We start from the raw sequence: 11,742 nt of genomic DNA on the forward strand, positions 1-11,742 counted from the left end.
GTTTTCGGCGTGTCGCGGGACAGCCTGGTATAGCCTTTCGAACATGAGTACGAACGAGGTGATGGCGCGGCTCGGGGCCGCCGTCAGCGCTCTGGGGGACGTGGACGTCTCCGGGTGGTCCGAGGACACGCTCAAGGAACAGCTCGGTGACCTTTCCACCGCCCTGGTGACGCTCGACGCGCTGCTCTCCCGCGTCGCCGACGAGGTGCGCGCCCGCGGCCTGCGCATCGAGGAGCCCGTCGCGGCCTGACCGTGCGGCCTGCGGTCGTGGCTGGCCGTCCGTTCGCGGTCGTGGCTCGACCGGCTGTGCGCGGTCGGCGCGGGCCGGGTTCCACCGGCCGTGCGCGGTCGGCGCGGGCCGGGCTCCACCGAGACACCGGTCCCCGCACGCTGGGGGGCGGCGGGGACCGGGCGGTCCGGGCATCCGGCACGGGTGCCGGGCCGGGGTGACGCGGCGGCTCCGGAAGCGGCAACTTCCGGTGGCGTTCCGCGTATCCCCAGCGGTGTCGGGGGTGGCTGGCAGGATGAGGTGCGTGCGGTTCCTCGACCTGGCGGCCACCTCCGCCGCCGTGGGCGCGACCACCGGCCGGCGGGCCAAGGTGGACCTGCTCGCGGCGGCGCTGCGGGCGCTCGACCCCGCCGAGGTCCCGGCGGGCGCCGGCTGGCTCGCCGGTGAGCTGCGGCAGCGGCAGACCGGCGTCGGCTGGGCCGGGCTGCGTGACCTGCCGCCGCCGGCCGCCGAGCCGACCCTGACCGTCCGCGCGGTCGACGCCGCGATCGACGACATCGCGTCGGTGGCCGGCCCCGGCTCCCAGGCCCGCCGCCGGCAGCTCCTGCACGGGCTCTTCGCCGCCGCCACCGCCGACGAGCAGCGGATGCTGCGCGGCCTGTTCAGCGGCGAGCTGCGCCAGGGCGCCCAGGCCGGGCTGCTCGCCGACGCGGTCGCCCGCGCCGCCGACGTGCCGCTGGCCGCCGTACGCCGGGCGCTGCTGCTCGCCGGTGACCTGCGGGCCGTGGCGGTGGCCGCCCTGAGCGGCGGCGCGGCGGCGCTGGCCGAGTTCCGGCTCCGGGTCGGCCGGCCGCTCGCCCCCATGCTGGCGTCCAGCGCCCCCACGGTCGACGACGCGCTGGCCGCGACCGGCGTCCCCGCCGTGGTCGACGTGAAGCTCGACGGCATCCGCATCCAGGTGCACCGCTCCGGCCCCGACATCGCGGTCTTCACCCGCAGCCTGGACGAGATCACCGACCGGGTGCCCGAGGTGGTCGCCGCCGTGCGGGCGCTGCCCGCCCGGGAGCTGGTGCTCGACGGCGAGGCCATCGGGCTGGACGACACCGGCCGACCACTGCCGTTCCAGCAGACCTCCAGCCGGGCCGCCCGCCGCTCCGCACCGGCCGCCGCGGCCGGCTCGCCCGACGACACGCCCGCGTCGGCACCCGGCGCCGACGGCCTCGCCCCGGTCGCCCCGGCCGTGCGCGCCGCCGCCGAGAGCACGGGCGAGGCGGTGCTGACACCGTACTTCTTCGACCTGCTGCACCTCGACGGCGACGACCTGATCGACCGGCCCGGCCGCGAGCGGTGGGCGGCGCTGGCCGGCGCGGTCGACCCGACGCTGCTGGTCGGCCGGATGACGGTCGACGACACCGAGGCGGCCGGGGCGGCCTTCGCCGCGGCGCTCGACGCCGGGCAGGAGGGCGTGGTGGTCAAGAACCCCGACGCGCCCTACGACGCCGGGCGGCGCGGCGCGGCCTGGGTCAAGGTGAAGCCGCGGCACACCCTCGACCTGGTGGTGATCGCGGTGGAGTGGGGCAGCGGCCGGCGCAGCGGCTGGCTGTCCAACCTGCACCTCGGCGCGCGGGACCCGGCCACCGGCGAGTTCGTCATGCTCGGCAAGACGTTCAAGGGGCTCACCGACGAGGTGCTGTGCTGGCAGACCGAGCGGTTCCTCGCCCTTGCCGTGGAGCGCGGTGACTGGGTGGTGCGGGTCCGCCCCGAGCAGGTGGTCGAGATCGCGTTCGACGGGGTGCAGACCAGCTCCCGCTACCCGGGCGGGATGGCGCTGCGCTTCGCCCGCGTGGTCCGCTACCGCAGCGACAAGACCGCCGCCGAGGCGGACACCATCGACGCGGTCCGGGCGCTGCACGTCGGCCACATGCCGTCGTGATGTCGGGCGGGTGGCGGCATCCCGAGCTGCGGATACCACCACCTGCCCGACACGACCGGTCAGGCTGACAGCGACCGGGCGTAGTTGACCTGGTTGTTGATGTGCATGACCTGCCCCTGGTCGGTGACGGGGATGCGGGCCACGTACTGGTGGGGGCCGTTGCTGACCGTCACCTGCACCGTGCCGTAGTGCCGGGTCTCCTTGATCAGCAGGAAGAGCAGGCTGAAGATGGTGAGGCAGAAGAAGCCGAGCACGGCGCAGACGATCGCCCAGGTGGCGACCTTCTGCTCCGTCTGCCAGTAGTCGGCGACGTGCCACTGCGTCCCGGCCAGGGGCAGCACGCCGGCCGGGGTGCGGATCTCCGGCGGGGTGACCATGATCTCGCCGATCTGCACCGCCACCACGGAGGACGCCCCGTACTGCGGGGCCCCGAGCGGGCCCGCCAGGGCCGGCGGGTAGGGCCCGGCCGGCGGCGCCGAGTACGGTCCGGGGCCCGGCGGCGCGGAGAACGGTCCGGTGCCCGGCGGCACCGGGAACGCTCCGGTGGCGGGCGGCGCGGAGTACGGTCCGGGGCCCGGCGGCGCGGAGAACGGTCCGGTGCCCGGCGGCACCGGGAACGCTCCGGTGGCGGGCGGCGCGGAGTACGGTCCGGGGCCCGGCGGCGCGGAGAACGGTCCGGTGGCGGGCGGGGCCGAGTACGGGCCGGTGGCGGGCGGGGCGGAGAACGCGCCCGTGCCGGGCGGTGCGGAGTACGGGCCGGGCGGCGCCGAGTACGGCGCGGCGGCCGGCGGCACCGGGAACGGAGCCGTGGCCGGCGGCGGGGCGAACGGGTCGGCGGTGGCCGGAAAGCCCGCCGGCGGGGTCGAGTACGTCGTCGAGCGCGGCGTGACCGCCCACGGGTCGGTCGACGGATGCGTCGCGGTCACCGGCTCGGGGGAAGGCAGGCCCGGGGAAGCCGGCCCCGGCGAGGGCAGCTCCGGGAAGGGCGGGCCCGAGGCGGGCGGCTCCGGCGGGTGTGGTGGCGGCGTGGGATCAGGGGTCACCGCGACCCCCCACGGTAGTCGATCACCCGGCGGACACTACAACTTCCCGTCGCGCCCCGGCGACCCGCCGAGTGTCCGGTTTCCGCAGCGAGCCCGGCCGGGGAAATGCCCGGCGGCGGTCAGGCGGGGGTGCTCGGGGAGGGCTCGGCGGCCCGGTCGAGTGGCTTCGCCGGCCCGTCCAGCCCGGCCGCCCGGCGGGCCTCCCGCCGTGCCACCCAGCCGTAGCCGAAGAGCGTCATGACGGCGAAGATCCACCACTGCACCACGTAACCGAAGTTCTGCCAGTTGTTGGTGTGCCCGATCGGCACCGCCTGGAAGACCGGGTCGGCGGCCGGCGTCTGCTCGTCGAGCAGGACGTACGCGCCGTAGACCGGGTAGGGCAGTTCCCGGGCCAGCCGGGGGACGGCGATCCGCCGGGTCTCCAGCCGGCCGTCGCGTCGGTCGACGGCCCCCGCGCCGCTCTCGGTCGGGTGCACCCGGCCCACCACGGTCACCTCGCCCGGCGGCACCGGCGGCAGCTGCGGCTGCGCCAGGGCCCCGCCCGGGGCGGGCGGCACCCAGCCCTGGTCCACGAGCACGGCCGTGCCGTCGGCGAGGACCAGCGGGGTGACGATCTCGAAGCCGACCCGGTTGTCGACCGTCCGGCCCCGGACCAGGACGATGTTCGCCGTGTCGTACCGGCCGGTCACGGTGACCCGCGACCAGGTGGCCTCGTCGGCGGGGGCCGGGCCGGCGGTGCCGCCGCCCCCGGTGGGGGCCGGCACGGCGTCGCGCAGCGGCACCGGCGTCATCCGGCTGCCGGCGTCGATCCGCTCGTTGATCGCGGTGCGGCCCCGGTAGCGGTCCAGCTGCCAGTTGCCGAGCAGCACCATCACGGCCGCGGCGACCAGGGTCAGCGCGAGGATGCCCAGCCAGCGTGGCGTCAGGAGGAACCGGTACACGCGTCGAGGCTACCCGCAGGACCGCCGTCACCAGGCGACCGGCCCCGACCCGGTGACGGGCGGCGCGGCGCGCCCCTCCGGCGCGGCGCGCCCCTCCGGCGCGACCACGCGACGCAACCCTTCCCCCGCGACGCGAGCCGTTCGGCGGCCGCCGGGCGTCCGTCCGGGCGGGTATCGTCACGCGGGCGGATCGGGGGGCCGACCTCCGCCGCGTACCACCCCGCCGGAGGAGTCGCTGATGACCGTCGTGCCGCGCCTCGTGCTCAGCGCGCCGTCCTCGGGTCACGGCACGAGCGCGGTGGCGCTCGGGCTGCTCGCCGCCTTCGCCGAGCGGGGCCTCGACGTCGCCGGGTTCAAGGTCGGGCCGGACCAGGTCGACGCCGGCTACCTGGGGCTCGCCGCCGGCCGTCCGGGGCGCACCCTCGACGCCCGGCTGGTCGGGCCCGAGCGCGTCCCGGCGCTGTTCGGCCACGGTGCCGCCGGTGCCGGGCTCGCCGTGGTGCAGGGCACCATGGGGCTGTACGACTCGGTCGCCGGCCAGCCGGAGACGGAGTCCACCGCCGCCGTGGCGATCGCGCTGCGCAGCCCGGTGGTGCTGGTGGTCGACGTGGCGTCGATGGGGCAGTCGGTGGCCGCCCTGGTGCACGGCTTCCGGGCGTACGACGAGCAGCTCTGGCTGGGCGGGGTGATCCTCAACCGGGTGGCCTCGCCCCGGCACGAGGCGATGCTGCGCGAGGCGCTCGACGACGTCGGCGTGCCGGTCTACGGCGCGGTGCGCCGCCACGAGCTGCCTCCGGTGCTGCCGGCCCGGCGGCACGGCCTGGCCCCGGTGGTCGGCCGCGACGCCGACGCGCTGCGGGCGGTCCGCCGGCTCGGCGAGGCGGTGGCCGCCACGCTCGACCTGGACCGGCTGCTGACGCTGGCCAGGTCGGCCCCGCCGGTGCCGGGCGAGCCCTGGTCGCCGGAGCCGGCCGAGCCGGCGGACCCGTCGGGGCCCGTGCCGGCCGGCGCGTCCCCGGTGATCGCGGTGGCCGGCGGGTCGGGCGGCGACTACGGCCCCGCCGAGACGGCCGAGCTGCTGCGGGCGGCCGGCGCCGAGGTGGTCCGCTTCGACCCGCTGCGCGACGAGGCGCTGCCCGCCGGGGCGGCCGCGCTGGTCGTCGGCGGTGGCCTCCCCGAGTCGTACGCGGAGCAGCTCTCCGCCAACCGCCGGCTCTGCATCGCGGTGGCGGAGCTGGCCCGCACCGGGCGGCCGGTGCTCGCGGAGGGCACCGGCCTGCTCTGGCTGGCCCGGGAGCTGGACGGGCTGCCGATGTGCGGCGTGCTCGACGCGGTGGGCGCCAGCCGCGACGGCGTGGTGGTCGGCTACCGGTCGGCGACCGCCCGCACCGACAGCGTGCTGGCCCCGGCCGGTGCGACGGTCGTCGGCTACAAGGAGCACCGGGCGGTGCTCACCCCCCGGGCCGGGCAGGCCCCGGCGTGGAGCTGGGACGGCGGCGCGCCCGAGGGGTTCGTCTGGCGGGGCGTGCACGCCTCCCAGCTGATGGTGCACTGGGCCGGGCAGCCCGGGGTCGGTGCGCGGGTCGTCGCGGCGGCCCGGGCCGCCGCGACGCTCGTGACTCCCGCCTGACCGTCGCCGGTCAGCCGACGATGGCGTCGGAGGGCGGGGTGAACTGGCGGGTGGGCTGGCCCTTCAGCCCGTCGCGCAGGGTGTTCGCCACCGCCGCGATCGGGATCTGGGACTGCCCGTCGCCGACCGCGTTGAACGGGTTGTCCGGGTCCGCGATGAAGCTCGCCGCCGCCAGCTCCGGTGTGTAGCCGACGAACCAGGCCGACCGGGTGCTGTCGGTCGTACCCGTCTTGCCGGCCACCGGGCGCCCCACCGTGCCGCGCACGCTGTCGGCGGTCGACCAGCCGCCGCAGCTGCCCTTCGCCGGGGTGTCGCCGGTCGGGCAGCGGGCCGCGTCGGTGGCGGCGCGGGCCGCGTCGGCGCTGACCACCTGCCGGCAGCGCGGCTTGGCTACCTCCCGCTCGATTCCGCCGGCCGTCGTGTACGTGGCCGGGGTGCCGTCCCGCTTGCTGATGGACTGGACGGGCATCGCCTCGCAGTACCGCCCGTCTGCGGCGATCGCGGCGTAGGCGTTCGCCATCTCCAGCGGGGTGGCGTCGGAGACGCCCAGGGTGAACGCGCCCCACTTCTTGGCCTTGGCCGGCGACGCCTGCTCCCGGTCGACGTCGGTGCGCCAGCGCAGCCCGAGCTGCTCGGCGAGCCGCACGGCGGCGTCCGCCCCGACCTTCTCCTCCAGTTGGACGAAGTAGGTGTTCACCGACTTGCCGAAGCCGGACCACATGGTCTGCCGGCCGGTCATCGCGCCGCTGGCGTTGGACGGGGCCCACCCGTCGTACACCTCGGAGCGGTAGCGGTACGGCGAGTCGTACGCGGTGGACAGCGGCATCCCGGCGTTGAGCGCGGCCAGCATCGGGAACATCTTGAACGTCGATCCGGCCTGGTAGCCGGGGAGGTCGCCGCCGCCGAGCAGGGGCGCCACGGTGTTCGGATAGTTCGCCTTCACCTTCGGCGACGCCTCCGGGTTGGAGCTGGGCCCGTTCTCGCTGACGTCCAGCGAGTAGTTGCGGTTCACCGCCATCGCCTTGATCCGCCCGGTGCCCGGTTCGGCGACGACGATGCCGTTGGCGAACGGGCTGCCGGTGTTCTCCTTGGCCCCGACGTTCTTCTCGGCCGCCGCCTGGATCTTCGGGTCGATGCTGAGCACGATGCGGTAGCCGCCGCGGCGCAGCTTGTCCATCCGTTCCAGCCGGTTCTCCCCGAACGCGGGCTGGGCGCTCCACCAGTTCTTCAGGTAGTCGCAGGCGAAGCCCCAGGTCTGGTACGTCGCCGGCAGCGACGCGCAGTCGTTCGGCGGGTCGGTCAGCTTGAGCCGGATCGGCTCGGCCTTCGCCGCGGTGGCGGCGTCCGGGCTGAGGTAGCCGAGCTGCGCCATCCGGTCCAGCACGTAGTTGCGCCGGCCGGTGGCGTCCTTCTGGTCGGAGCTGGCCGGGTCGTACTCGGAGGGCGACTTGACCAGTCCGGCGAGGGTGGCCGCCTCGACCGGGCTGAGGGTGGCCGGCGTCTTGGAGAAGAAGATCTGCGCGGCGGCGTAGATGCCGTACGCCCGGTGGCCGAAGTACGCCGAGTTGAGGTAGCGCTCCAGGATCTGCTCCTTGGTCAGCTCCTTCTCGACGTCCAGCGCCATCCGCATCTCCTTGACCTTGCGCAGGCTGGTCTGCTGGGTGGCCTCCTGGACCTCCTTCGGGGTCTTGGCGCTGTCCCGGAGGGTCATCCGGACGAACTGCATGGTCAGGGTCGACGCGCCCTGGGAGACCCCGCCGGATTGGGAGTTGGCGACGAAGGCGCGGGCGGCGCCCTTCGGGTCGACGCCCCGGTGCTGGTAGAAGCGGCTGTCCTCGGCGGCCACGATGGCCTGCTGGATGTTCGGGGACATGTCGGACAGCTTCGTGTAGCGGCGGTACTCCTCGTAGAACATCGTCAGCACGGTGCGTCCGTCGGGCGCGTACACGTACGAGGTCTCGGCGGGCAGCGCGGTGCGCAGGATGTCGGCCTTCTGCTCACCGGCGTGCGCGGTGGCCTTGGCGCCGAGGCCGGTGACGGCGGCCAGCGGGTAGAGCGCGCCGGCGATGACGATGCCGGCGATCAGCCCGGCGCGCAGGAGAGGGACGAGACGACCAGCGGAGGCAAGGGGTCGGTAGCTCACGGGGTCAAGTTATGACATTTCCGATTCGTCCGTGAGAACAATTCATAAACCGGCGGCGGGTGACGCGGCCCACGCCGGGATGCGCTGTCCCGCGCGGCGGCTTCCCGGCAGGATCGCGGACATGCGTGCTCACCTGGTGCCGCCACCACCCACCCGGGACGAGCCGGACGCCACCGTCGAGGCGGGCCCCCGTCCCGACCCCGGCCCCGACGGACCGGGCCCCGACCGGACCGCCCCCGGCCAGGCCGGCATCGCCCCCGGCCAGGCCGGTCCGGCCCTCGGCTACGACGGTCCCGTCCCCGACGGTCCCGACCTCGGCCACCACGGGGACGCCGAGGTCGGCGACGGCCTGGTCGACCTCGCCGTCAACGTCCGCCGCGCCCCGATGCCGGACTGGCTGGCCGACCCGATCACCGCGGCTCTGGGCGAGCTGGCCGCGTACCCGGACCCCCGGCCCGCCCGCGCTGCCGTCGCGGCCCGGCACGGCCGCCCCCCGGAGGAGGTGCTGCTCACCGCCGGGGCCGCCGAGGGCTTCGTGCTGCTCGCCCGCGCCCTGACCGGCGCACGCCGGCCGGTCGTCGTGCACCCCCAGTTCACCGAGCCGGAGGCCGCGCTGCGGGCCGCCGGGCACCCCGTCGAGCGGGTGCTGCTCGACCCCGCCGACGGCTTCCGCCTCGACCCGGCCCGGGTGCCCGCCGACGCCGACCTCGTCATGGTCGGCAACCCCACCAACCCCACCTCCGTGCTGCACCCGGCCGCCGACCTCGCCGCGCTGGCCCGACCCGGCCGCGTCCTCGTCGTCGACGAGGCGTTCGCCGACACCACCGCCGCGCCCGGCGTCGACGGCGAGCCCGAGTCCCTCGCCGCCCGGCGGGACCTGCCCGGCCTCGTCGTCGTGCGCAGCCTCACCAAGACCTGGGGACTGGCCGGGCTGCGGATCGGCTACCTGCTCGGCGAGGCCCCGCTGCTGGCCCGCCTCGCCGCCGCCCAGCCGCTGTGGGCGGTCTCCACCCCGGCGCTCGCCGCCGCCACCGCCTGCGCGTCCCCGACCGCCGTCGCGGCCGAGCGCGCCATTGCCGCCGAGCTGGCCGCCGACCGCGGCCACCTGGTGACCCGCCTGTCGGCCCTGCCCGGCGTACGCGTCGCCGGCCACCCGGCCAGCGCGTTCGTGCTGGTCCACCTGCCCGGCGCGGCCGGGGTGCGGCAACGCCTGCGCGAACGCGGCTGGGCGGTACGCCGGGGCGACACGTTCCCCGGCCTCGGCGCAGACTGGCTGCGGGTGGCCGTGCGCGACCGGGCCACCACCGACGCCTTCGCCCAGGTGCTGGCGGAGATCCTGGAGGCATGATGCTGCACACCACCATCGCGGCGATCCGGCCGCTCGACGAGCCGGCGATGGTCGCCGCCGGTGAGCTGCACGGTCGGCTCACCAAGCCGGCCGGCTCGCTCGGCGTCCTGGAGGAGCTCTCGGTGCGGCTCGCCGGCCTGGCCCGCTCCTGCCCGCCACCGCTGCCCGAGCCGGCTGCCGTGGCGATCTTCGCGGGCGACCACGGCGTGCACGCCCAGGGGGTGACCCCCTGGCCGCAGGAGGTCACCGCGCAGATGATCGGCAACTTCCTGGCCGGCGGCGCGGTGGTCAACGCGTTCGCCCGGCAGGCCGGCGCCTCGGTCACCGTCGTCGACGTCGGCGTCGCCACCCCGCTGCCGCCGGCCGTTCCCGCCCAGGCGGACGGTCCGCCCGGCGACCCGGCGGGGCGCCCCGCCGCCACCAGGACGCCCCGCCTCGTGGCGGCGAACGTGCGCCCCGGCACCCGCGACCTCGCCGTCACCGCCGCCCTCACCCGCGACGAGGCGCTCGCCGCCGTGGAGACCGGCATCCGCATCGCCCGTGAGCTGATCGACGCCGGGGCGGGCATCCTGCTCACCGGCGACATGGGCATCGGCAACACCACCCCGGCCGCCGCCCTGGTCGCCGCGTTCACCGGCGTCGACCCCGCCGAGGCGACCGGCCGGGGCACCGGCGTGGACGACCCCACGTACGCCCGCAAGATCGGGGTGGTGCGGGCGGCGCTGGCCCGGCACGCCCCCGACCCGGCGGACCCGCTGGGCGTCCTCGCCGCCGTCGGCGGCCTGGAGCACGCCGCCCTGGCCGGGCTGATCCTCGGTGCCGCCGCCCGCCGGGTGCCGGTGCTGCTCGACGGGGTGATCGCGGTCAGCGCCGCGCTCGCCGCCGTCGCGTTCGCCCCGGACGCGGTCGGCGCGCTGGTCGCCGGGCACCGCTCCGCCGAGCCGGGGGCCACGGCCGGGCTGCGCCACCTCGGGCTCGACCCGCTCATCGACCTCGGGCTGCGCCTCGGCGAGGGCACCGGCGCGCTGCTGGCCCTGCCCGTGGTGACCGGCGCGGTCCGGGTGCTGCACGAGGTGGCCACGTTCGACTCGGCGGGGGTGGCCGAGAAGTGAGCGCACCCAATCCGTACCCCCTGGGTCTGCGCCTGGCGGGCCGGCGGGTGGTCGTGGTGGGCGGGGGAGCGGTGGCCACCCGGCGGGTGCCGGCGCTGCTCGACGCCGGCGCGGACGTCCTGCTGGTCTCGCCGGAGCTGACCCCCGCGCTGCGCGCCCACGTCGACGCCGGCCGGCTGCACTGGGAGCCGCGCCGCTTCGCCCCCGACGACCTGGACGGGGCCTGGCTGGTGCAGGCGGCCGTCGACGACCCGGTGGCCGCCGCGGCGGTCAGCGCCGCCGCCGCCGAGCGGCGGATCTTCTGCGTCCGGGCCGACGACCGGGCCGCCGCGACCGCGTGGACGCCGGCCGTCACCCGGCACGGCCCGGTCACGGTCGCCGTCCTCGGCGGCGGCGACCCCCGCCGCGCCATGACGGTCCGCGACGCCGTCCGCGACCTCCTCGGTGCAAGGAAGGGCCCCCTGTTAACGGATTCTGTAGAGGAGGGGGCCCCTGTTAACAACGCTGCCGCAGGGCGCGGGCGGGTGGCGCTCGTCGGGGCCGGGCCGGGCGACCCGGAGCTGATCACCGTGAAGGGGTGGCGGCTGCTCACCGAGGCCGACGTGGTGGTCGCCGACCGCCTCGTGCCGGGGCTGCTGCTCGACGAGCTGCGCACGGGCGTCGAGCTGGTGGACGCCTCCAAGATCCCGTACGGGCCGTCGCGGGCCCAGGAGGAGATCAACCGGATCCTCGTCGACCGGGCCCTGGCCGGGGCGTTCGTGGTGCGGCTCAAGGGCGGCGACCCGTACGTCTTCGGTCGGGGCGGCGAGGAGCTGCTGGCCTGCGCGGCGGCCGGGGTGCCGGTGACCGTGGTCCCCGGGGTGACCAGCTCGATCGCCGCCCCGGCGGCGGCGGGCGTCCCCGTCACCCACCGCGCGGTGGCGCACGAGTTCACCGTGGTCTCCGGGCACGTCGCGCCCGACTCGCCGGCCTCGCTGGTGCGCTGGGACGCCCTCGCGGGGCTGCGCGGCACGCTGGTGATCCTGATGGGGCTGAAGAACCTCGCCGCGATCACCGGGACGCTGATCGGGCACGGGCGGCCCGCGGACACGCCGGTCGCGGTGGTGCAGGAGGGCACGACCGGTGACCAGCGGAGCCTGCGCTCGACGCTCGGTGCGGTGGCCGCCGACGTGGCCGAGGCGGGCCTGCGGCCCCCGGCGGTCGTGGTGGTCGGCGACGTGGTGGGCGCGCTCGACGGCTGACCCCGCCCGCCACCCGCCCGGCGCCACCCGTGCCGGCCTCACCCGTGCGGGGCCCTTCCCGTGCCGAACCCACGAGATCGGGCGTTAAGAAGGGCCCCCTGCTATGCGCAATGCGTTAACAG

At 76.6% G+C, this 11,742-nt stretch carries 9 protein-coding genes; 6 read left to right on the plus strand and 3 right to left on the minus strand.

Annotated elements, in window-relative coordinates:
- The first annotated feature begins 43 nt into the window (after positions 1-43).
- The gene (locus ACVMYR_RS29275; RefSeq protein WP_457123356.1) at positions 44-250 is read left to right on the plus strand and encodes a hypothetical protein; all 207 of its coding nucleotides are present in this window, start codon (positions 44-46) and stop codon (positions 248-250) included.
- A 274-nt stretch (positions 251-524) separates the two neighbouring features.
- On the plus strand, positions 525-2,162 hold the full coding sequence (locus tag ACVMYR_RS29280; RefSeq protein WP_457123374.1) for an ATP-dependent DNA ligase: 1,638 nt from the start codon (positions 525-527) through the stop codon (positions 2,160-2,162).
- 59 nt (positions 2,163-2,221) lie between these two features.
- Here the strand turns inward: ACVMYR_RS29280 and ACVMYR_RS29285 are convergent, their stop codons facing one another.
- Together ACVMYR_RS29285 and ACVMYR_RS29290 are read right to left on the minus strand one after the other, a co-directional pair.
- Positions 2,222-3,088 carry a hypothetical protein gene (locus ACVMYR_RS29285; RefSeq protein ID WP_457123357.1) on the minus strand — a complete coding sequence of 289 codons (867 nt, stop codon included), beginning with the start codon at positions 3,086-3,088 and terminating at the stop codon, positions 2,222-2,224.
- Positions 3,089-3,324: 236 nt separating this feature from the next.
- Complete coding sequence (locus ACVMYR_RS29290; protein ID WP_353900851.1) at positions 3,325-4,146, minus strand: SURF1 family cytochrome oxidase biogenesis protein; 822 nt, start codon at positions 4,144-4,146, stop codon at positions 3,325-3,327.
- A gap of 238 nt (positions 4,147-4,384) precedes the next feature.
- Between ACVMYR_RS29290 and ACVMYR_RS29295 the strand changes: the two genes are divergently transcribed.
- Positions 4,385-5,776, plus strand: coding sequence for a cobyrinate a,c-diamide synthase (locus ACVMYR_RS29295; protein WP_457123358.1), 1,392 nt, complete (start codon positions 4,385-4,387; stop codon positions 5,774-5,776).
- A 10-nt stretch (positions 5,777-5,786) separates the two neighbouring features.
- Here the strand turns inward: ACVMYR_RS29295 and ACVMYR_RS29300 are convergent, their stop codons facing one another.
- Complete coding sequence (locus ACVMYR_RS29300; protein ID WP_077938654.1) at positions 5,787-7,919, minus strand: transglycosylase domain-containing protein; 2,133 nt, start codon at positions 7,917-7,919, stop codon at positions 5,787-5,789.
- A 121-nt stretch (positions 7,920-8,040) separates the two neighbouring features.
- Between ACVMYR_RS29300 and cobC the strand changes: the two genes are divergently transcribed.
- From cobC to cobA, 3 genes are read left to right on the plus strand one after another with little or no spacing between them, the layout of a single operon-like run.
- Positions 8,041-9,267, plus strand: a complete 1,227-nt coding sequence (gene cobC, locus ACVMYR_RS29305; protein WP_431896344.1) for an Rv2231c family pyridoxal phosphate-dependent protein CobC — start codon at positions 8,041-8,043, stop codon at positions 9,265-9,267.
- Entirely contained in the window at positions 9,267-10,379 is a 1,113-nt protein-coding gene (gene cobT, locus ACVMYR_RS29310) for a nicotinate-nucleotide--dimethylbenzimidazole phosphoribosyltransferase (RefSeq protein ID WP_091280932.1), read from the plus strand. The genes cobC and cobT overlap by 1 nt, the downstream gene beginning before the upstream one ends.
- On the plus strand, positions 10,376-11,620 hold the full coding sequence (gene cobA / locus ACVMYR_RS29315) for a uroporphyrinogen-III C-methyltransferase (RefSeq protein ID WP_077938659.1): 1,245 nt from the start codon (positions 10,376-10,378) through the stop codon (positions 11,618-11,620). The genes cobT and cobA overlap by 4 nt, the downstream gene beginning before the upstream one ends.
- Positions 11,621-11,742 lie beyond the last annotated feature (122 nt).

This window comes from Micromonospora sp. PTRAS2, assembly GCF_054052245.1.

What these genes read in the sequence shown, in the direction of transcription:
- ACVMYR_RS29275 (WP_457123356.1), top strand. Translation starts at nt 44, where the DNA reads ATGAGTACGAACGAGGTGATGGCGCGGCTCGGGGCCGCCGTCAGCGCT.
- ACVMYR_RS29280 (WP_457123374.1), top strand. Translation starts at nt 525, where the DNA reads ATGAGGTGCGTGCGGTTCCTCGACCTGGCGGCCACCTCCGCCGCCGTG.
- ACVMYR_RS29295 (WP_457123358.1), top strand. Translation starts at nt 4,385, where the DNA reads ATGACCGTCGTGCCGCGCCTCGTGCTCAGCGCGCCGTCCTCGGGTCAC.
- cobC (WP_431896344.1), top strand. Translation starts at nt 8,041, where the DNA reads ATGCGTGCTCACCTGGTGCCGCCACCACCCACCCGGGACGAGCCGGAC.
- cobT (WP_091280932.1), top strand. Translation starts at nt 9,267, where the DNA reads ATGCTGCACACCACCATCGCGGCGATCCGGCCGCTCGACGAGCCGGCG.